Raw genomic sequence first — 21,353 nt, 5'->3', positions numbered from 1 at the left:
GAGTAGACGCGCCCCTGCTCTGATGAACTCGCAAGCGAGCGTCGGTTTCGAGCCAGTCCGCAGGAAGCTCGCCAGTCGGGGGTCGGCCGCTGCTCGGCGGTCGTTTGCCCGCTCATCAATTGCAAGGCCGTCAACGGAAGCCGGGGCACTGCTCAATTGCGGTGACGGTGGGCCTTGGCCCGCAAGCGGCTAGCCCTCGGAGGCTTGATCGGCGCGGCGGGGGGACCTACGGATGTCAGGGCCCTCGCGGCCACCGGCGCGCCGACCGCCGGCACCGAGCGGGCGCTGATCGTCGTACGGTACAAGAGCGCGAAGTACACCATCGAACGCCCACTCCACATCGGCGTTGTCTTCGGCGGCGCCGATACGGCACTCCTCGATGCGTTCACCGCCTACGCGCTGCCGCTCGGTGAGGCGTTCCAGTTACGCGACGACCTGCTTGGCGCGTTTGGGAACCCTCGCAAACCGGCAAATCGCGTCTCGACGACTTCCGTGCTGGCAAACACACGGCACTCGTCGCCGTCGGCCTTGGGCGCCACTGAACTCTCTCCTCGGCCGCCCGGACCTCACCGAGGCGCAGGCCTACCAAATCCGCGCCGTGCTCTGCGCCACGGTGCCCGCGAATGTATCGAGAACTTGATCGAATGTCAGCTTCGCTCAAGTGGATACCCGCCTGACCACCCCTAGTCCGGTTCCTCCCGCTGCTTTGCCGATCCTCCACTGCTTCGCCACGTACGTCCGCGCGCGAGTAGCGATTGCCTTCATCTGACGTCAGACGGAGACCTGAACCTCTTGGGCGGTGAGACGGTAGCGGGCGAGTGGGATGAAGCTGGCCAGGATGAAGAGTGCCGGTACGGCGGAGACTCCGAGGATGATCGCGGTGACAGCGGAGTGTGGCTGGGCGGTACTGCCGGTGGTGGAGGAGTTGTAGCCGCCGGCTGCGAGGACCAGCCCGTAGATGCCGGGACCGAGGGCGAGGCCCACTGTTTCGCCGGCAGTCCAGATGCCGGTGTACACGCCGGCTCGTCGTATGCCGCTCTTGGCGCTGTCGACAGCGACGATGTCCGGAAGCATGGCGAGGGGAAAGACCTGCGCGCCGGTGAAGCCGGCTCCGACAACCCCCATAGCCAGGTAAACGCACCAGGTGGGCAGGACATCCGCTGTGGTGAGCGTGACCGCCTCGGTCGCCAATATCGCCGAGGCCAGCAGATAGGCGACCTTCTTACCGAACCGGTTGCCCAGGGCGAGCCAAAGTGGGCTGACAAGCAGTGCGGGGCCGACGATGCAGACGAAGGCAATGGTCGCTGCTCCTGAGGATCCGATGACGTACCGCGCCACGTAATCGACACCTGCCAGCATGGAACCCATGGCGAGTGACTGGAACATCATGGTCAGGACAAGGCGACGGAAGTCCGGTACCTGAGCGATGATGCGGAGTTGCTCGCGCAGCGAGCCGGTTGCTTCGGTCTCGCGGCCGATAGGAGCGCTGCGGGTGCCGTAATAGGCGCCGACGGTCCCTGCGGCGAGGATCAATGCGACGGTCAGTCCCATCAACCGGTAGCCGCCTCTGCCGCCAATCTGGTCCCGGATGGCCGGTGCGGCGCCGCCACTGACCAGAATCGTCACGGTGAGAACGGCGATCCGCCACGACATGAGGCGAGTACGTTCGGTGTAGTCGTCGGTCATCTCGGCGAGCATGGCGAAGTACGGGACCTGGAAGAACGCGTACGCGGCCGCGCAGCCAACAAAGGCCAGCAGTACCCAAAGGGATTCGACTGCGACGGAGCCCACGTCGGGCGCAGCGAACAAGACCGCGAAGCACGCAGCCAGTGCTATTCCTGCGCGTAGTAGAAAGGGCCGTCGCGGACCGAGCGGTGATACCGATCGGTCGCTGAGCCGACCGGCCAGCGGATTGAGGATGATGTCGAAGACCTTGGGGAGGAGAACGATCATCCCAGCCAACGCCGCCGTCACGTCAAGGGCGTCGGTGAGGAAGGGGAGTAGCAGGAGACCGGGAACGGTGCCAAATGAGCCGGTTGCCACCGATCCAAGCGCATACCCGGCTCGGGTGCGACGAGATAGTTGCATTAGACCCCGCTCCCAAACGAGGAGGCAGTCGCCTGCTCTGCCGGTGCATCCGCGGTATGTCGACTGGTGCCGATGGAACCAAATGCTGTTGTGGGTAGCACTGTGCGTCCAGGATGACCGCTCATGCTGGGTTTACTGCTCGCCTGAATAGCCGGGACTCGTGTCTGCGCTCGCACACTCTCCAGTGTCGAGGGACCAGGTGTACGCCCGATCAACGCCACGGTCGGACGCGCTGTGCGCCTCACAGCATCTCCCAAGTCGGCGCGGCCACCCAGTTCGTCACCGCGTGTTTCACTCAATGGAACGCTGCATAGGCAGCCTGGGCGGTGGAATCTAGCGTTGCGCGATGATCTCCAATACACACGAGGACGTGGCCAGGCGGCTCCGGCTGGCCGAGGACGACGTCACAGCCATCGCTCCGTTGACGGAAACCATTCCTGGCTTCACCGCCGACGACGCCTACGCGGTTCAACTCGAACTCGTCCGTGCATGGGTCGCCGAAGGCCGAGTAGTGGTCGGGCACAAGATCGGTCTTACCTCGCGTGCCATGCGCGAGCAGATGGGTGTCGACGAGCCCGACTATGGACACCTTTTCGCGGACATGGTCGCTGCCGGACACACCATCTACTCGGTCGGCAGTTTCATCAATCCCCGCGTGGAGCCCGAGATCGGCATCATCCTGGGCTCGACGCTCGAAGGGCCTGGCGTGACCTACCAGACGGCACGAGCGGCCATCGAGAGCGTTGTTGCGTCTCTCGAGGTTGTCGACTCTCGGATTTCGGACTGGCGAATCAAGCTCGAGGACACCGTTGGCGACAATGGGTCGGCAGCCCGTGTCGTCCTCGGGCGGAACCGTTTTCCTGCAGAATCCCTGGACCTGGAGTCTCTGAGCGTTCGAATGCAGAAGAACGAGGAGGAGCCGCTGGTAGGTGTGGGGCGTGACGTGCTCGGCTCCCCTGTAGAGGCACTGGCTTGGCTCGCAAATACTCTCGGAGCGCGTGGAGTGCACCTCAAAGCCGGCTCGCTCATCATCCCCGGCGCCATGACCGCGTCGGTGGCAGTCAGCGCCGGTGACCGGGTCACGGCAACTTTTGACGAGTTAGGGACGGTATCAGTCGACTTCATCGGTGAACGGCGATGAGACGAAAAGCCGTGGCGGCCATTGTCGGTCCTGGAAACATTGGGACCGACCTGCTCCTCAAGCTCCGCGCCAGCAAAACCATCGAGGTTCGCTATCTGGTCGGTGTGGATGCTGCGTCCGAAGGGCTTCGTCGGGCGGCCGATCTCGGCGTCGAGGCGAGTGCAGGCGGGGTTGACTGGCTCCTGGAACAAGAGTTGCCCGACATCGTGTTCGATGCAACAAGCGCCAGCGCGCACGAGGTGAATGCGCCACGCTATGCCGCGGCGGGCATCACGGTGATCGACCTGACGCCGGCAGCGGTTGGCCCGCACGTGGTGCCGGTCGTCAACATGTCTGCACATCTCGACGCGCCGAACGTCAACATGGTGACGTGCGGCGGGCAGGCGACGATTCCCATCGTCCACGCCGTATCGAGCATCACTCCTGTCCCATATGCGGAAATCGTCGCGTCGATTTCCTCGCGCTCGGCCGGGCCGGGAACACGGGCCAGTATCGATGAGTTCACACAGACCACCGCGCGTGCGATGGAAAGCGTCGGCGGCGCTCAGCGTGGAAAAGCGATCATCATCCTGAACCCCGCGCGTCCGGAGAAGGTGATGCGGGACACCATCTTCGCAGCGATCAGTGCTGACGCGGATCGGCCACGGATCGCGGAGTCAATCGTCGATCGTGTTGCCGAGGTGCAGCGCTACGTTCCCGGATACCGGCTGACAGCGGACCCACAATTCGACAACCCACAGCCGGAGTGGAACGGGCTGGCGCGGGTATCGATCTTTGTTGAAGTCACAGGCAACGGCGACTTCCTGCCACCGTGGGCCGGAAACCTCGACATCATGACCGCGGCCGCCGCCCGAGTCGGCGAAGCTATGTCCACCGCGATGAAAGCGGCGTGACAGCGATGTCTGTACAGATCACCGACACCACCCTTCGAGATGGCAGCCACGCAGTCCGTCACCAGTTCACCGTTAAGCAGGTTCGCACGGTCGCCCACGCATTAGACCAGGCTGGGGTACCAGTCGTCGAGGTATCCCATGGGGATGGGTTGGGAGGCTCGTCGTTCAATTACGGCTTCTCGGGCACGAGCGACATCGATCTGGTCCGCGCCGCCGTGGACGCGGTGGAGAACGCCAGGATCGCCGTGCTGATGCTTCCAGGCGTCGGCACGGCTGACGACCTTCGAGAAGCCGGCGCAGCAGGCGCAAGCGTGGTGCGAATCGCTACGCACTCCACCGAAGCGGATATCAGCATCAGTCACTTCGGCCTCGCGCGGGAGCTGGGGATGGCGACGGTCGGCTTCCTGATGCTGTCCCATATGAGTGAGCCCGACGAACTCGCCCGCCAAGCTCGGATCATGGTCGACGCCGGATGCCAGTGCGTCTACGTGGTTGACTCCGCAGGAGCCCTCGTGCCCGATGAGGTCGACGCGAGAGTGGCGGCGTTGATCCACGAAATAGGCGCTGATGCCGAGGTGGGCTTCCATGGCCACCAGAACCTCGGACTCGGGGTCGCCAACTCCTTCGCTGCCTACGACGCCGGAGCTCGCCGCATCGACGGCAGCCTCCGGGCTCTGGGCGCCGGAGCGGGAAACACTCCCACTGAACTCCTCGTCGTCGCCTTCGCGGCACGAGGCGTCGCCACCGGAGTGGATGAAGAGCTGATCCTCGCAGCGGCTGAGGAGTCGCTCGCGCCACTGATTCCGGCCTATCCCATCGCTGACCGCGCCGCGATCGTTCAGGGGCGGTTCGGCGTCTACAACTCGTTTCTGTTGCACGCTGCCCGCGCAGGAGAGCGGTACGGCGTGCCTGCCTTCCAGATACTGAAGCGTGCGGGCGAGGCCAAACTCGTGGGAGGACAGGAGGACCTGATGATTGACATTGCGGTTGGGCTCCGAGCAGAACTTGGCGAAGCAACAAAGGATGATGTGAGGGTTCGATGAGTGGTCACGACTACCGCACCGCGCTGTCCGCGGCTGGGCTTGAGCTGTTGAAGCACCCCACCGTAGGTAAGTACCAAGGATTCAGCGTCGTGGGAAACACACTTCATGTTTCTGGCCATATCGGTTGGCGTAATGGCGGCGTGTCGATCGTCGGTACCTTGGGCCACGACCTTGACGTGCCAGCCGGCAAAGAGGCAGCACGTGATGCCGCGCTGGCGGCCCTCGGCACGGTAGAGAAAGCACTCGGGTCGCTTGAGCGGGTGCGTTCGGTTCCTCGGCTCTTCGGCATGGTCAGGGCGTCCGGCACCTTTGAGCAGCACCCGGCAGTCATCGACGGCGCGTCCGAGATCCTCCTCACCGTCTTGGGCGAAGATGCGGGTGCGCACAGTCGATCGGCGGTCGGTATGAGCTCCCTTCCTTTCGGAGCGGCTGTAGAACTTGAGATGATGGTGGTGTTCGATGATTGAACCGGTCGCGCGCGACCGGGAACTGTCGCGAAAGCTGCTTCATCCGCGTCGGGCTGCAGTTCCGATCAACGAGCCCGTCGCGCACCCGATCTATCAGACCGCGGCGTGGCAGTTCCGGGACATCGCGCAGATGGATGAGGTGTTCGCAGGCGAGGTGCCGAACGCGGCGACGTACGGAACCATCGGTCTTCCGAACAACGTCACGCTCGAGCGGCTGGTAGCTGACATCGAGGGGACCGAGGCAGCTGTGGCGGGCAACAGCGGGATGGCCGTCCTCTCGGCTGCTCTCCTGACGCTCCTTACGCCTGGGGACACCGTGATCGTGAGTACTCAGGGATTTGGGTGGACTCTCGGGCTGTTGCGTGATCTCGCGCAGTGGGGCATCCGGCATGTCCAGATCGATCTGACCGACCTCGATGCACTGTACGGCGCCCTCCAGGACGGACCTCAGTTGGTGATCGCCGAGACTATCTCCAACCCCAGGCTCCGCGTCCCCGATCTCCGTCGGGTGGCCGAAATGGCCCACGAGTCAGGAGCCCTGCTTCTGGTGGACAACACGTTCGCGAGCCCGTACACAGCAACGCCTGCTGCGCTCGGAGCGGACGTCGTCGTCGAGAGCCTGACCAAGTTCATGTCGGGGCACACGGATGTGGTGCTCGGAGCAATCGCTGGCTCCGCACTGCTCATCGAGAAAGTCCGGGACCGCATGGTGCGCCTCGGCTCTATCGCCGCTCCCATGGACAGCTGGCTGGCGCTGCGAGGTTTGCAGACCCTCGTGGTTCGAATGGAGCGCGCTACAGGGACTGCCGGAGTTCTCGCTGAGTGGCTCGCCCACCTGCCGCGGGTACGAGAGGCGATCTATCCGGGGCTTCGGCAACACCCTGACCACGAGCTCGCATCGCGCGTTCTCTCGGGCGGCTATGGTGCGATGGTCTCGATCGTTCTCGATGCCGATCGAAACGCAATGAACGCATTCACAGGTGCTTTGGAACTTGTCACACTTGTGCATTCGCTCGGCGGTACGGCAACGACGGTTTCGCATCCGGCAAGCTCGACTCATCGACTCCTCTCGCCGATGGAGCTCGAGGCGGCCGGCTTGCCGATGGGCTTCCTCCGCATTAGCGTCGGTCTCGAGCATCCTGGAGATCTCATCGACGACTTTCAGCAGGCGTTCGACCGGATGTGAGAGGGCCAGAGGATGGAGCGAGGCGAGGGTTCGGGTCTCGACACGTCACCGATCGACCGGACCTTTCGCATTCTGGGGGCGTTCAGGGCCGACGACTTGGGGGTCTCCTTCGCGGAGCTAGCCAGAAGGGCAGCTCTTCCCAGATCGACTGCGTGGCGCATCCTGCAGAGACTTATCGAGCACGGATATGTCGAGGAGCACGGCAAGTTGCTGTGGCTCGGTCTTGGCGTCTTCGAGCTCGGTGAGCTCGCCGGACGGCCGCGCTCTTTGCGGCGCCTGGCTGTCCCTTCGCTCAACGAACTCAGGTGGCAGGTGAGACAGACGGTCAATCTCGCAGTTCTGGATCGGGGAGAGGCGGTGTACCTCGAGATCCTGCATCATCGAGATACGCCGCCTTTGCCATCTCGCGTCGGCGGCCGCGTGCCCGCGCACGCGACCGCAGTCGGGAAGTCCTTGCTCGCCTTCATGCCGCCAACCATGCGCGACCGACTACTCGCGCAGCCATTGGCTGTGCTTGGACCACGAACAATCACCGACCCATCATTGCTCCTGCAGAGTCTTGAGGAGATTCGCGCCAGCCGAGTGGCATACGAATTCGAAGAGTCAGCACCGGGAGTGTGCTGTGTGGCGTGCCCAGTTGTGATCGAGGAGGGCCGCGCAGTTGCGGCAATATCGGCGGCTGGTCGTATCGGCCACTTTGATCCGACTGCGACGGAGGGCGCGGTCCGGCAGGTCGCGGTCGACCTCGCGCGTGCGCTCGCCCGGTCGGGGGCCGTAGGCGCTTTCAGCGGTCAGTAGCAAGTGCGCAATGTTTACCCTTGCTGAAAACCTTCGACACAAGTGCGGTGGGCGCGATGTCCGTCCAGGGCTACGGGTGAGTTGGCGTCCGGCCCGTACGCGCCGGATACGGCAGAACGCGAGATTTGTGATGTGCGTCGGCGTACGCAGCACGAGCGAGGCCGCGGGGGCCGGCCCTGGTCTACCACCAGGTCCGGTCCGATCGGCAGGCTGGATTCGGTGAGCTGGTGAAGAGAGCGAGGTCGCGCACGCTCTGATTCTTGGCGGTGCTGAGTCGCCCAGTGGAAACGAGTCCCGGTGGCGCACTTCGTCACTCGTGACGGTCGGGGAGGAGCCGTTGGGAACCCTTGAGCCATCATCCCTACTGCACCCCCACCCGACCACCTCGCTGTCATCTACGCAAGTGACTGCCATCAACCCTTAAACTTGCAGCCAGCGTCGGTGTGATCGATTCTGGCGAACGAACTGAAACTGTCGTTGTATTTGACGAATGGAGAATCAACGGTCGCGTGATTGCCCGGCCCGAAGTATTGCGGCTGGTACCCTCCGTAATTGGCCTCCTGGTAGAAACAGTAGCCATCTCCGCCGTTGATGACGATTGACGAAATTCGATCATTCCAGTTCTGACCGTTGACGTTCTTGAGATTCGCCCAGTATGGATAGCCGCCCCAAGGGAACAGTAGACCCGGGCCGTTGAAGTTCGCGTCAACAAAGAAGCACATCTGAAACCCGTGCGATGGGCAAATGTCGCCCGGATTAGTGGTCGTGGCAGCGGAGGACGGTTGCGTGGCGAGCGTCAGAATGGCCGCGGCGGCGGCCATTGTGGCGAGGATCATCTTGAACAGACGCTTCTTCAATTTGTTCACTCCCTCTTCCTTTGTTGCTATCAGTCGATGAGCTACTGTCGGAGCGGTGGTGCAGAACGGGCGTCCAACTTCATGAATATCTTCGTCGTCGGTATTACGCGGCAACTGGAAGGTTGTGAGCCACTCGCGCTCCGAGAACTCAGTCATCTCAGCGCGCGCTTGTCGACGGATAGTTGACATCGGGTTGAGGTCAATACTTTTCTCTTCGCCGATCCGACGCTGCTGGCGAAATGGGGTTGATGATGGTGTCCAGTCGGCGAGGGCAACCTTCGCCTACCCGACCGAAACCGGTGAGACCGCGTTCGAAGTCGGCCCGATCGATGTCAGCTTTACCCCGGCACCATCAACTTCGTCGTGGGCGGCAACGGCGGTGGCAAGACGACGCTCACCAAGATGATCTGCGGCCTGTACCCCTTGTCCTCCGGGCGGTTGGAGCTCGACGGGCAGCTGATCGAGGGTGCGACGATCGACAAGCTGCGATCCAACATCTCGGCAGTTTTCGCCGACATGTACCTGTTCGAGGATCTGGACCACCGCGGACTACAGGACGCTCAGATGCTGGCGCACAAGGGCGCCGAGGCAAACCAGGTGCTGTCGCATCTGGCCATGGCCCCAAAGGTCTCTGTCGCCGACGGCGGATTCTCGACTCTCGACCTGTCCACCGGTCAGCGGAAGCGGCTTGCACTGGCAGCGGCGATCGCTGGTGAGCGGTCGATCATGATCTTCGACGAGTGGGCCGCCGATCAGGACCCGGAGTTTCGGGAGTACTCCTACCTGCAACTACTTCCCGAGCTCCGTCAGCGCGGAGCAACCGTCATTGCAATCACCCATGACGATCGGTACTTCGACGTGGCCGACCAGCTCATCAAGCTTGAGCAGGGCCAGATCGTCGAGCGCCGACGCCATGAACCCCACATGATGCGCCCGCCGTATCGGATAACTGGCACGCCCGCTAGCAGTCAGGCAGCAGGTCTCGAGTTGGCATTGATCGGTTGTCGACGGTTTGTTGATCGCGGTGGTGTCTACTTCTCCTCTTCGCAAGGCTCAGCGGAGAATCGCCGTCCGTCCGCGTGCTGACGCATGTCTGTGGACCAGAGGCTCTGCTGGCCTGAGATCGGTCGCTCTGGGCTGGGGTCGAACGAGGCGTGCTGCGTGTCCTTGTTCTCTCACTTCGTGCTCAATGTCCGTTGAGCTCTCGGGGCACGGTGCGGCCGACGTCCGCGCTGGCAGTACCGCAGTTGCGGGCGCAGAGAGGAGCTTGCCTCATGCCGGCGGTCGCAATCTCCGCAGGATGGGTCGAGAGAACAATTCGAACAAGAGAAAGGATTTGATGAACGCGCTAAAGTTCTGCATTCGCGTCGCTGTCGCGAGCGCGGTGGTCGTTATCCCCGCGACGACTGCGGTGCCTGCCGCTACCTCTGCAGCAGGCCCCCTCGTTGTCCGTGAACGCTATACAGGGTTCGGCATGAAGGGACCTGCTGACCTGCCGTGGTGCGATGCCAGTCATCCGCCACCGTGCAGGAATCGCCCCTAGGTGAGCTGAACTGCTTATAGGTCGCTCGGGTGGGCCCGGCATCCGATCTTCGGATGTCGGGCCCACCCACTCCGTTTTGTTTAGACTCAAAGCGTGGTCCACCGTCTGTACGACGGCCCGTCAGCAGAGTCGTGGACGCGTGAACTCATGGATGCAGCGTTCGACCTCAGGCCGTGCGGACGATTGTGTCGATGTTGCGGTTGTCGAGTGTTTGGTCGTGGGCTGGCGAGACCGATCGCGGCGCCATCGATGGTCACCGCCGGGTCCAGCCGTACTCCGTGCATAACGTGCCGCAGTGTGAACTTCACGGTCGGGCAGTCATCCGGAGCGATTGGTCAATCCATGAGTTGGCTACACGACCTACGAGAAGCGTTGTATATCTTGCCTGAATTATCTACGCAACATCATGCGTTCGTCGACGGCGCCATGATTTGATCGGCCTGAGCCTGTCGATTTGATTGGCTCAGACGTCAATCAAAGGGAGGCGCTGAATGCGCGGCAAGGCAATAGTATGGACGATCCTCGGAATCGTCGCTCTGACGTCCTCTGCCCAGGCTGTCGATGCATCTGCTTCTGACTACTATGCTTGCAAAAATAAGCCCACCTGTCGTGTGGAAATCGAGGAAGCAGGATTCGGTCACTATGCAGCTGAGGTGGACAATCGATACTCCGGGGGCGGATCCGCGAGTTGGATCTGGATCAACTCGGATAGCCGGAAAGGCAGTCACGTCGACTACTATCTCAAGGGAGACTCAAATATTTACAAGCTGTATACCGGGCCGTACTCTTCCAACTCGATAGGTCTGCAGAGGGACGTCGACGCATTCAGGGCTTGTGGACCTAATGGCCGCCTTGGCGACGTCTGCTCAGTCTGGGGCCATCCCGCCCAGTAGGTTCCTTGCGGAAGAAGCGCAACTGGCAGTTGGAGCAGGAGAATGAGATTCTGCGCCGGGCTGCTGCGCACTTCGCCGGGACGTCAACCCAAATTGACGTATTCGCTGGTCGTTGACCTTGCCGTCGACGGTATCGCTGGCGCGGTGACCTGCCAGGTGCCCGGCTTCAGCAAGCAGGTCTTCTATAAATGGTGCGCACCCCTGTCGCACAAAGTAGCTGGCGTAGGTGCCGTCGGCCAGCTGGTAGGGGATGTGGAGGTCGGATCGAGACCTTTAGTGTTCTCCCAATATGGCTGGGCTGTCAGCCACACTCGTGGCGAGATCGGCGAGGCTGAGGAGGGCCGTACTGAGCTCATCGAATCGAGGTTCGCGGGACACCGCATCACCATACGGGTGGCCAATTCATTGGCGCACAGTCTTTGGGGCGCAGTCGTAGGGTGCCGCCTTCCGATCATGCCCGCCTTCTGGATGGGCGGACGCCGGGCGCAACGCCCGCGGGGGGAGGGTGCAGACCAGGGGAGTCCTCAGTAGCGACCACCACTGTCACAATCGACTATTCGCATTGATCGGAGTTTCCGAACAGATTTGCGATAGACCTTGGAAAAGGTCAGGACTCAGTGTCAGCGCACAAATCCAAAGCCGATATGTGCGCTGTGTGTGAATCAGGTCTCAATGCCTTTCGGGTGGCGCCTTATCGCGACAGGGTGGAACTCGGAGGTTCGGTGCCCTGTGGAAAGTATTGTTGAGATTTATCGTCAGAAAGCGGCGCGACTGCCGGATGCTTCGGTATTCACGTTCGTGCATGATCCCGGCGTGGACGATGGGGCGCACGTTCTGAGCCACCGGGGACTCGACGAAGCGGCGCAGCGGGTCGCGGCCTGGCTCGGTGAGCATTGTGCGCCCGGCGACCGGGTGTTGCTGGTGCACGGTCCGGGGATGGAGTTCCCCGCTGCGTTCCTCGGCTGCCTCTATGCGGGCATGATCGCGGTGCCGAGCTCGCGGCCTGGCAGGTTCGCGCACGAACGGCGCCGCCTGACCGCCATCGCCCACGACGCGACGGTCAGTGCGGTGCTGTGCGAATGTGCCGGGCTCGACGAGACGGAGAAGTGGCTTGCGGACTCGGGGCTTGAGATTCCGTGCCAGGCCACTGATGAGCTGCCAGCTGCGGTCTTCACGCCGGCCGCCGTCGACGGCGAAACCATCGCGATGTTGCAGTACACGTCCGGTTCCACCGGCTCGCCCAAGGGTGTCGTGGTGCGGCACCGGAACCTGGTGAGCAACGTTGACACCATCGTCCGCACGCTGCAGCTCCGTCCGGACCAGCGCACGGGCAGCTGGATTCCGCTGCACCACGATATGGGCCTCATCGGTCTGATGCTGCCCGGCCTGATCCAAGTAGGTGGTTACGTTCAGATGGACCCCATGGCGTTCCTGCGCAGGCCCGCCCAGTGGCTGCGGATGCTGGACCGGTACGACATCAGCGCCACCGCGTCGCCGGACTTCGGCTACGAGCTGTGCGTGCGCCGCGTCACCGACGAGCAGCTCGCGGACGTCGACCTGAGCAAGGTTGGCGTGGCCGTGTGCGGTTCGGAACCGGTGCGCGCCACAACGATGCGCGCTTTCAACAGCCGGTTCGCGGCCGCCGGGTGGAACGCCGAGACGCTTGTCCCCATGTATGGGCTCGCCGAGAGCACGCTCTTGGTCAGCGGCACGTTGGGACGCCCACCGCTCGTCGCCGAGGTCGACACGGACGCGCTGGCAGGCGGCATTCTCCAGCTCGGCAAGGGCAAGGAGCTTGTGTCGTGCGGCCGGCCGCAGGACACCGACCTGCGGATCTTCGCTCCAGAGACTGTGACCGAGCTGCCCGAGGGTATCGTCGGTGAGATCTGCCTCGCGGGTCCGAGCGTCACGTCCGGGTACTGGAAACGCGAGGAGTTCGGCGAGTACCTGCGCACCGGCGATCTGGGTGCGCTGATGGGTGGCGAGATCTTCGTGACCGGACGCATCAAGGACCTCATGGTTCTGCACGGCCGTAACGTCCACCCCCACGATGTCGAGCAGGAACTGCGCATGCGGTACGCCGAGCTGGAAGGCCTGCAAGGTGCGGTGTTCTCGATACCGGATCCTGAACGTCTCGTCGTGGTGCACGAGATCCGCGCACACTGGGGTCCGGAACGGCTCGACGAACTCCTCTCTGAGATCACTCAGTTCGTGGCGCGGGAGTTCGGCGCAGCGCCTGCGGTCCTCCTGGTCAGGCCTGGTGCCGTTCGACGCACCACCAGTGGCAAGGTCCAGCGGTCGGCTATGCGGGAGTTGTTCCTGCGTCGCGAACTGGAACCGCTCGCCGTAAGCGACTGACGTCACGAGAATGAGGCGAGCAGAGAGCTGATCGTCGGATGGCGGTACAAATCCCGCAGCCGTACGTCCGGCAGGCCACCAGCGCGCATCGCCGAGCCGAGCCGGACCGCGAGCAGCGAGTTGCCGCCCAGATCGAAGAAGTCGTCGTCCACACCGACCTCGATCCCCAGAACCGACGACCAGATCCCGCGCAGCCGTGACGTGAGGTCGCCACCCTCTTCAACATGTACCGCCGGCGGAGCGGGTAGCCGCGTCACGTCGAGCTTCCCGTTGGGCGTCAATGGTAAGGCGTCCACTCCTGTGACGGCGGACGGCACCATGTGCTCGGGCAGCACGGTCGCGGCCCGTGCCCGGACCTCAGCGCTCGAGCCGGAGTTCAGTACGACGTAGGCATCCAGGCGTGCCGTTGTGGCATCGGTTGGATCGCCTTGCCGCAGTACGACGGCCGCCGCGCGCACTGCCGGATCCTCAAGGAGCACTGAGCGGATCTCGTCGAGTTCGATGCGGAAGCCACGCAGCTTCACCTGGCTGTCGATGCGGCCGAGGTGATCGAGGGTGCCGTCCGGGCGCAACCGGCCCAGGTCGCCGCTGTGGTAGACGCAACCCTCGCCGTACGGATCGGGACGGAACCGTTGCGCAGTCAGCTCCTCGCGGTTCAGGTATCCATCTGCGACTCCCGATCCGCCCACCACGATCTCTCCTGCCACGCCTGGTGGCAGTAGCGCCCCGGCAGTATCGGCGACATACAGATGCCAACCGGCCAGCGCTGGACCAACCGAGCGTGAGCCGGCCAGGGCCAGAGCACGCGTGATCGTGCGCGCAGTGACGTGCACCGTGGTCTCGGTGATGCCGAACATATTCACGAGCTCGCACGCGGGATGCCAATCCTGCCATGGCAGCAGCATCCTGGTATCGAGCGATTCGCCGCCGAAGACGACGAGCCGGACACGTGCCGCCTGGTGCTCTGTGGCGAGCAGTTGCGCGAATGCGGATGGTGTCTGGCTGAGTACGGTGACCTGCTCGTCCACCAGGAGGTCGCGGAACGCCTCCGGTTCGCGGGACACGAGGTACGGCACCGGCACGATCCTCCCGCCGGTCAGCAAGCAGCCCCAGATCTCCCACACCGAGAAGTCGAACGCGGCCGAATGGAACCATGTCCAGACGTCGGCGTCACTTAGCCCATAGGTATCCCGGGTCGCGTCCATCAACGCGATCACGTTGCGGTGCGGCACGATGACGCCCTTAGGACGGCCCGTCGAGCCCGACGTATAAATCACATAGGCGGCGTCGGACGGATCGGTCGTCGGCAGGTCTGCGTCTTCGATCAGCTCGTCCGGTGACACGCCAGGGTAAGAGCGGGAGATTACGACATCGAGGCCCGCGTCCTCGACTGTGAAGTCCAAGCGCTGAAGAGGGTACGCCGGGTCCATGGGCACGTACGCGGCGCCGGCCTTCATCACCGCGAGGAGGGTGACGACGAGTTCGGGTCCGCGTTCGAGGCACACCCCGACGCGGTCGCCACGCTTCACTCCCTTCGCCACCAGCCCACGCGCCAGTGCGTCGGAACGTTCGTCCAGCTCGCGATAAGTCATGTCGCCGAGCGCCTTGGCGTCGGGGGCAGCGGCCGCAGTGCGGCGGAACGCCTGGGGAATGGTCAGCGAGAAGCCGGCCGGTGCTGCAGTGCGGCCCAGTCCGGCGATCCGTTCTCGTTCGGCCGCGTTCATCATCTCGCCGGTAGCGTGTGCGCTGTGCAGATGCCGTGTGAACTGCTCTGCCATCGCCGGGTGCACGTGATCGGCGAGGTAGTCACAGCGCAGCACCCAGCCGCGGCTGTCGCGGAACACCGAGAGGGTGACTGCCGCGTCGGGTGCGAGGCAGGGCAGATAGCGGCCAGGCAGCTCGTCCGGAACGAACCGCAGCGTTGCCGCGTCACCTCCGTACACCGCCAGCACGATGTCGAGGGCCTTCGCCCAGTCGGCTGCGTCGCCCGGCTCGGTGAGCAGTTCGAACGTCCCGGGCGGGCCACCGGCCGGTAGTCCCCAGTCCGGTGTAGACGGTGTGGCGCGTGGGATCGGCTGGTGTGCCGGGGCCGGTGAGCCGCCCTCGGCCAGCTCGCTCAATGCCGCGGCGTCGTAGCGTTCCCGGTGGGCGACCACGACCAGTTCCGTCGCTCCGTCCGGGTAACGCAGCCGAACGCGCCGGAAGTCGTCGGTGGCGCGGTGCAGTTCGACATCACGGCGGGTGGTGTCCCGAGCCTCGACCTCCCACGCGTCGACGCTGTCCCCACCGGTTGTGTACAGAGCGTGCCAGGTCACGAGTCGTCCCCCTTCAGCGCGCGGCGAAGCCGCCGTCAACGGTCAGCACCGATCCCGTTACCTGCCTGGACTCGTCGCAGGCCAGGTAGACGACGGCGTGGGCGACGTCATCGGGTTCGACGAGCGAGTTCATCGGCTGGGCCTCGGTGAAGGCCTGCTCGTGCTCGCCGACCGAGACCTCCAGCGCCCGTGCAATCTCGGCGAGCATCCGGCCCTCAGCCGATGTGTCGTCCCGCACGGAACCGGGGCACACCGCGTTCACCCTCACCTTCATCGGCGCGAAGTCGAGAGCGGCAGCTCTGGTGAGCCCGATGATGCCGTGCTTCGCGGCAACGTAGGCCGCGAAGTGCCGGTACCCGACCAATCCGGCGGTGGACGAGACGTTCACGATGCTGCCGGAACGCTGCTCGCACATACGCTTGCCGACGGCCTTGACCATCCGCCACGCGCCGGTGAGGTCGACGTTGATCATCAGCTCCCACTCGTCGTCGCTGATCTCGTGCACGGGTTTTCCGGACGGGGCGGCAATTCCGGCGTTGTTGACGACGACGTCGATCCGGCCGAATCTATCGGTCGTACGTGCGACGGCTTCGTCGATCGCCGACCGCTCGCGCACGTCCACGGCCGCGGTCAGCACGGCGGCGCCTTGCTCGCGGCACAGGTCGGCGGTGTGTTCCAATTGCCCCGGCGTGCCGAGCGGGTACGGAACGCCGGGCAGGTCGGCGCAGATGTCGAGGAGCACCAGGTCTGCGCCCTGCGCCGCGCACTCCCAGGCAGTCACCCTGCCCAGGCCGCGTGCGGCGCCAGTGATTACGACCACCTTGCCCGCCAGGCGCTTCACAGCAGCGCCGAGGTGATCAGGCGTACCAGTGCGGGCGCGTGCTCGGATAAGTACATGTGGCCGCCCGGCAGCTCGACGTGCTCGAACTGGCCCGTGACAACCTTGCTCCACGACTCGGCCTGCTCGTAGGTGACCAGGTTGTCGTCCTCGCCGCGGATCGCCGTCACTGGGACGGTGAGCCCGGAACTCGTACTGGGTCGGTAGTTCTCGTGCATCTCAACGTCGGCGCGCAAGGCGGGCATGATCATGTCTCGCATCTCCTCGTCGGCGAGCGCGTCATGCGTGAAGCCGGCGAACCCCGCGATTCGCGGGAGGAACTCGTCGTCAGACAGGCCTGTCGCGCGGTCCGGGCGTTCGTCGCCGGGACTGGGCGAGCCGCTCACGAACAGGTGTACGACGCGGTCCCCCAGAGCGAGCGCCAATTCGTAGGCGAGCACGGCGCCGAGGCTGTGCCCGAACAGTGCGACTTGCTCGGAGCTGATCTCCGGCAGGACTCCGGCGACGGCGGCGGCGACGTCCCGGTGGGGCTCCTCGTCAATGCGGCGCTCCCTGCCGGGCAAACCGATCGCCTGGACCCTTAGGTCCTCTCCGGCGAGTGCCTGCCAGTGCCCGAACGCGGAGGCTCCGGCACCTGCGAAGGGCAGACACACCAACGTGGTCTTCTTGATCATGGATTTTCTCCTCAGGTCGCGGTGCGACGTCGGTAGCGCCAGGTCGAGAGAGCGCCGAAAGCGGCGATGAGGACCAGCGCCGATGCCGTCCCGTAGACAACCGGGTGCTCAGCGGGCCAGCCGTGCTGGGCAAGGAATCCGGGAGGCGCACTGTTCCCGAAAAGCACGCGCAGCGAATTCGCGAGGCCCGACACCGGGTTCCATGTCGCGACGGTCGCGAGCGGGCCGGGCAGCGAGGTCGCGGACACGAACCCGGACGACACGAACGTCAGTGGAAACAACCACAACAGCCCGATGCTGCCGGCGACCTGGACGTTGGGGGTGACCAGCGCGACGAAGGCACCAATCCACGACATGAGAAACGCGAACAGCACCACCATGAGGTAGGCGCCGAGGACGTGGAGGGGGCCGTTGCGCGGCCGCCAGCCGAGCACGAGCCCGCAGGCGGTGCTGACGGAGACGCTGAGCAGGCAGGCCGTCAGATCGGACGTAGTGCGGGCCAGCAGCAGGGAGACTCGCGCAATAGGCAGAGTGCGGAGCCTGTCGATTGCGCCGTCCTGCAGGTCGTGTGCAAGTCCCATGGTCGTGAAGGTGGCTGAGAAGGTGACGGTCTGCATCAGCAGTCCCGCCACCACGAACTCGCGGTAGGCGGGACCGCCGAGGCTGCCGCCGAACACGAACCCGAGCAGGCACGCGAACAACACGGGCTCAACCAGGCTCGTCGTGAGGGACGCCGGTGAGCGACGCAGGCGGATCATGTTGCGCCAAGCCAAGTCCGCGCTCTGCCTCAACATCGTCATCGTGGCACCAACTCGAGGAAGACGTCGTCGAGGCTCGCGCGGAGTAGGCCTGCCTCGATCACATCGATGTCGTTCAGCCCGGCCATGACAGTGGTGAGTACCTCTTGACCGTTGGTCACCGTCGCCTCGATCCTGCGCAGCGGTAGGTCCGTCTCAGGTTCCGTGCCTGTTGTTCGCGCGACGAGGCCGGCGACGGCGCGGACGTCGCGTTCGTGAGCGGTCACGAACACGATCCTGCTGAGCTGGCGGGCTTTCAGCTCGTCGACGGTTCCAGCGGCGACGACCCGCCCGTGGTCGAGCACGGTGATGCGATCGGCGAGGCGCTCGGCTTCCTCGAGGTACTGGGTGGTGAGCAGGATCGTCGTGCCCGCTGCTGCCAGGGCGGCCACGGCGGCCCAAAGGCCGAGTCTGCTGCGCGGGTCGAGACCTGTCGTCGGTTCATCCAGGAGTACGACGGGCGGTTCGCCGATCAATGCTGCGGCGAGGTCCAGCCGGCGACGCAGTCCGCCTGAGTAGGTGCCGGCCGGGCGGTGCGCATGCTGCGCGAGATCGAATCGTTCCAACAGATCCTCGGCGGACGCCCTTGCTTGCTTCCTGCCCTGACCGCGCAACTTACCTACCAGGTAGAGGTTTTCGGCACCGGTCAGAACACCGTCCACTGTGGAGTACTGACCTGCGGCACCAAGTGAGCTGCGTGCTGCGCCGGGGTTGGTCACAACATCGTGACCGGCCACGCTGGCGGTGCCGGCGTCCGGTCGCAGCAGTGTCGTCAGCACTCTGACGAGCGTCGTCTTACCCGCGCCGTTCGAGCCCAGCAGTGCCATCACTTCACCTTGGGCGACAGACATATCGACGCCGGCCAGCGCGTTCGTACCGGACGCACTACGCCTTGTCCCGGCAAATGACTTGCGAATACCGCACACGTCGATGACCGGGCTCTCCGGCTCAGTCCGCGACAACGGTTCCCGCCAGGTGTTTGCGGATTCCCTCGACGAGCGTGCGTGCCCGCAATGACAGCAGGCTGAACGATCCCGAGTCGCCCAGCCCGTGCGTGGACTCGCACAAGCCGTTCAGGAAGACCGGCACCATGTCCGCGGCCCGTCCGGGAACGAAGTAGTCGCGCTCTACGCGGAGTACCCCATCGCTGTCGGTGTCCAGCAGGGAGACCAGCGGCGCGAGCACGGCGGGAAACGGTTCCTGGTGCTCGGCCGGGCCGAGGTCACGGTAGCCGGTCGCGAGGATCACCACATCGGCGTCGACGTGGCTGTGTTCTCTGGTCACTGTCGAGGCGAGGTCGAGCCGCACGGTCTCTCCGGCGACAAGGTTCGTGACCTCCTGATTGCGTCGTAGCAGCAGGCGTTCCTGTCCGTCGATCGAGTCTTCGTAACGGCGCAGGTAAAGGTCTTCCAGGACATCGAGGTCCACCGACGAATAGTTGCTTGGCCGCAGTTGTGCGTCGAGCGACGCGCGGGCCGCGGGCGTAGCGTTGTAGTAGTAGTCGGTGTGCTCAGGGAAGTACGCCTCCTCCGAGAACGGACTGGTGTCCTTCTGCCGGTATCCGAATCCGCGTGTCACGGCGATCACTCGATCGGTGGAGCCGGAGTGCAGGTCGAGCGCCAGTTCGGCGGCGCTCTGGGAACCGCCCACGACGGCGACGGTCAGCGGCCGTCTCAGCGCCTCCCGGCGAGCGGCAATCCGCCACAGGTATTCGGAGCTGTGGAACACCGAATCACCCAGCACACCCTCGAAGATCGACGGCACGTAGGGCGAACGACCCGTGCCGATCACCAGAGCCCGGCCGCGAAAGGAAGAGCCGTCCGAGGTGGTCACGACGTGATGGCCCGACTCCACCGCGATGTCCACCACCTGCGCCGAGTACCGCACCGAGCCCGATAGTTGTTGCGCCACCCATGTCACGTAGCGGGCGTAGTCGCGGCGCAGGGGGAAATGAGCCGGTAGGTTCAGGAATCCGACGAGTCGCCCGGTCTCGTGTAGGTAGTTGAGGAACGTGTAGCGGCTACGCGGATCCCGGAGGGTGGCGAGGTCCCGGCTCGGGTGGTGCTGTGTGTCGCTGCCCCGCAACAACATTCCCGGTTGCCACGCCGCGGTCTCGCGTGCCTCGAGAAAGAGGCACGACAGTTGGGGCGCCTCCTCCTCGAGTGCGGCTGCCAGAGCGATGCCGCCTGGACCGAAGCCGATTCCCAGCACGTCATGCACAGTCACGAAAGAACTCCCATCAGGCGGACGCGGGTGCGGAGATGTGCGCCACGACCTCGGTAACCACGGCACCGACGGACACCCAGTCGGCGAGCGGCATAGTCAGCGGGGGCACCAGCTTGAGCACGTGTCCGCCGCCTGCTGTCTCGGCGATGACACCTTGGTCGTACAGGTCGGACCGCACGTGCGAAGCGAGCTCGGGATTGGCGAACCGTAGCCCGCTCATGGCGCCGCGCCCGACGACGGTGACCGCACCGCCGGTCATGTTCTGGATGGCCTGCAGCGTGGCTGGGATCGCGTCGGCCAGCCGCGAGACGTGTTCGGTGAACAACGGGTCGGCCCAGCGCTCCATTGCTGCGGTGCCGGCGACAAAACCCAAGTTGTGCCCGCGGAACGTGCCGTTGTGCTCGCCCGGCGCCCACTGGTCCAGCTTGCGCTTGATCAGCACGGCTGCCATTGGCAACCCCATGCCGCTCAACGACTTCGACAGGCACACCAGGTCGGGCAGCACGCCGAAGGGTTCGAAGCTGAAGAACGTGCCGGTACGCCCGCAGCCAGCCTGGATGTCGTCGACAATCAGCAGCGCCCCGGTCGAGTCGGCGATCTGGCGCAGGTGCTGCAACCACGGCCCGGTGGCGGCGCGCAGGCCGCCCTCGCCTTGGACGGTCTCCAGCAGGATCGCTGCTGGTGGCTCGTGCGCCGGGTCGAGTACGACCGGTTCGTTGTACGGCACCAGCGTCACGTCCCTCAGCGGTGTACCGGCCGCTCCGCGTAGCAGTGGCGAGGACGTCGCCGCTAGCGATCCCAGCGACGTTCCGTGGAAGCCGCCGTGGAATGCCAAGACGTTCGTTCGCCCGGTGACCTTGCGCGCCAGCTTCAGTGCCGCCTCTACGGCGAGCGTCCCCGCCGGCCCAGGGAACTGGACGACGTACGAGCCCATCCCGCGCGGTTCCAGGATCACGTCCCGCAGCCGTTCCAGAAAGCTCTGTTTCGCGAGGGTATGCAGGTCCAGTGACTGCACCGGGCCGCCCGAGTTCAGGTACTCGATGACGCGGGCGACCATGTCCGCGGGGTTGTGCCCGTAGTTCAGGGCACCCGCACCGGACAGCAGGTCGATGTAGCGCCGGCCGTCGGAGTCCCAAAGGTGATGGCCCTCGGCGCGGGTGAAGACGGCCGGGAAGTCGCGGCAATAGCTGCGAACGTTCGACTCTTGGTTGGTGAAGACGTCAGTCATGTTCAGGA

The 21,353-nt window shown here is 64.5% G+C and carries 17 protein-coding genes and 2 pseudogenes; 10 read left to right on the top strand and 9 right to left on the bottom strand.

The features are described from left to right. Positions 1–174 precede the first annotated feature (174 nt). A complete protein-coding gene (locus ACIA49_RS33705) occupies positions 175–687 on the top strand; it encodes a polyprenyl synthetase family protein (RefSeq protein WP_396382029.1) in 513 nt (170 codons plus the stop codon). 84 nt (positions 688–771) lie between these two features. On the opposite strand, the gene ACIA49_RS33700 is transcribed toward ACIA49_RS33705, so the two are convergent. Then, positions 772–2,088, bottom strand: coding sequence for an MFS transporter (locus ACIA49_RS33700; protein ID WP_396382027.1), 1,317 nt, complete (start codon positions 2,086–2,088; stop codon positions 772–774). A gap of 346 nt (positions 2,089–2,434) precedes the next feature. Here ACIA49_RS33700 and ACIA49_RS33695 point away from each other — a divergent pair, with 346 nt between their 5' ends. The 6 genes from ACIA49_RS33695 to ACIA49_RS33670 are packed head-to-tail and all read left to right on the top strand — an operon-like array spanning position 2,435 to position 7,616. Further along, a complete protein-coding gene (locus ACIA49_RS33695) occupies positions 2,435–3,229 on the top strand; it encodes a 2-keto-4-pentenoate hydratase (protein ID WP_396382025.1) in 795 nt (264 codons plus the stop codon). Further along, positions 3,226–4,122 carry an acetaldehyde dehydrogenase (acetylating) gene (locus ACIA49_RS33690; protein ID WP_396382023.1) on the top strand — a complete coding sequence of 299 codons (897 nt, stop codon included), beginning with the start codon at positions 3,226–3,228 and terminating at the stop codon, positions 4,120–4,122. The genes ACIA49_RS33695 and ACIA49_RS33690 overlap by 4 nt, the downstream gene beginning before the upstream one ends. A 5-nt stretch (positions 4,123–4,127) precedes the next feature. Beyond that, on the top strand, positions 4,128–5,165 hold the full coding sequence (gene dmpG / locus ACIA49_RS33685) for a 4-hydroxy-2-oxovalerate aldolase (protein WP_396382021.1): 1,038 nt from the start codon (positions 4,128–4,130) through the stop codon (positions 5,163–5,165). Next, a complete protein-coding gene (locus ACIA49_RS33680) occupies positions 5,162–5,632 on the top strand; it encodes a RidA family protein (RefSeq protein WP_396382018.1) in 471 nt (156 codons plus the stop codon). The genes dmpG and ACIA49_RS33680 overlap by 4 nt, the downstream gene beginning before the upstream one ends. Beyond that, the gene (locus ACIA49_RS33675) at positions 5,625–6,818 is read left to right on the top strand and encodes a trans-sulfuration enzyme family protein (protein WP_396382016.1); all 1,194 of its coding nucleotides are present in this window, start codon (positions 5,625–5,627) and stop codon (positions 6,816–6,818) included. Before ACIA49_RS33680 ends, ACIA49_RS33675 begins: the two co-directional genes overlap by 8 nt. A 12-nt stretch (positions 6,819–6,830) precedes the next feature. Beyond that, entirely contained in the window at positions 6,831–7,616 is a 786-nt protein-coding gene (locus ACIA49_RS33670; RefSeq protein ID WP_396382014.1) for an IclR family transcriptional regulator, read from the top strand. A gap of 413 nt (positions 7,617–8,029) precedes the next feature. On the opposite strand, the gene ACIA49_RS33665 is transcribed toward ACIA49_RS33670, so the two are convergent. After that, positions 8,030–8,629: a peptidase inhibitor family I36 protein gene (locus ACIA49_RS33665; RefSeq protein ID WP_396382012.1), complete on the bottom strand. Its 600-nt coding sequence runs from the start codon at positions 8,627–8,629 to the stop codon at positions 8,030–8,032. Between the two features lie 186 nt (positions 8,630–8,815). Between ACIA49_RS33665 and ACIA49_RS33660 the strand changes: the two are divergent. The 3 genes and pseudogenes from ACIA49_RS33660 to ACIA49_RS33650 form a co-directional block, all read left to right on the top strand. Further along, positions 8,816–9,559: pseudogene (locus ACIA49_RS33660) on the top strand (ATP-binding cassette domain-containing protein); the annotation flags it as partial. Positions 9,560–10,920: 1,361 nt separating this feature from the next. Further along, positions 10,921–11,107, top strand: a pseudogene (locus ACIA49_RS33655) (IS3 family transposase); the annotation flags it as partial. A gap of 399 nt (positions 11,108–11,506) precedes the next feature. Beyond that, a complete protein-coding gene (locus ACIA49_RS33650; protein ID WP_396382010.1) occupies positions 11,507–13,267 on the top strand; it encodes a fatty acyl-AMP ligase in 1,761 nt (586 codons plus the stop codon). A 2-nt stretch (positions 13,268–13,269) separates the two neighbouring features. Here the strand turns inward: ACIA49_RS33650 and ACIA49_RS33645 are convergent, their stop codons facing one another. The 7 genes from ACIA49_RS33645 to ACIA49_RS33615 are packed head-to-tail and all read right to left on the bottom strand — an operon-like array spanning position 13,270 to position 21,345. After that, complete coding sequence (locus ACIA49_RS33645; protein WP_396382008.1) at positions 13,270–15,582, bottom strand: amino acid adenylation domain-containing protein; 2,313 nt, start codon at positions 15,580–15,582, stop codon at positions 13,270–13,272. 13 nt (positions 15,583–15,595) lie between these two features. Beyond that, positions 15,596–16,402, bottom strand: a complete 807-nt coding sequence (locus tag ACIA49_RS33640; RefSeq protein WP_396382371.1) for an SDR family oxidoreductase — start codon at positions 16,400–16,402, stop codon at positions 15,596–15,598. A gap of 17 nt (positions 16,403–16,419) precedes the next feature. Next, complete coding sequence (locus ACIA49_RS33635) at positions 16,420–17,094, bottom strand: thioesterase II family protein (RefSeq protein WP_396382006.1); 675 nt, start codon at positions 17,092–17,094, stop codon at positions 16,420–16,422. 11 nt (positions 17,095–17,105) lie between these two features. Further along, complete coding sequence (locus tag ACIA49_RS33630; RefSeq protein WP_396382005.1) at positions 17,106–17,894, bottom strand: ABC transporter permease; 789 nt, start codon at positions 17,892–17,894, stop codon at positions 17,106–17,108. Further along, positions 17,891–18,817 (bottom strand): ATP-binding cassette domain-containing protein, encoded by a 927-nt coding sequence (locus ACIA49_RS33625; protein ID WP_396382369.1) that lies wholly within the window; start codon positions 18,815–18,817, stop codon positions 17,891–17,893. Before ACIA49_RS33625 ends, ACIA49_RS33630 begins: the two co-directional genes overlap by 4 nt. Before the next feature lie 22 nt (positions 18,818–18,839). Further along, the gene (locus ACIA49_RS33620; RefSeq protein WP_396382003.1) at positions 18,840–20,117 is read right to left on the bottom strand and encodes a SidA/IucD/PvdA family monooxygenase; all 1,278 of its coding nucleotides are present in this window, start codon (positions 20,115–20,117) and stop codon (positions 18,840–18,842) included. A gap of 13 nt (positions 20,118–20,130) precedes the next feature. Beyond that, positions 20,131–21,345: a diaminobutyrate--2-oxoglutarate transaminase gene (locus tag ACIA49_RS33615; RefSeq protein WP_396382001.1), complete on the bottom strand. Its 1,215-nt coding sequence runs from the start codon at positions 21,343–21,345 to the stop codon at positions 20,131–20,133. Between the last annotated feature and the right edge of the window lie 8 nt (positions 21,346–21,353).

The organism is Kribbella sp. NPDC051587 (assembly GCF_044453945.1).
GTDB lineage: Bacteria > Actinomycetota > Actinomycetes > Propionibacteriales > Kribbellaceae > Kribbella.
Note: the sequence above shows the minus strand (reverse complement) of the source record. Positions and strands in the feature narration are given on the sequence as shown.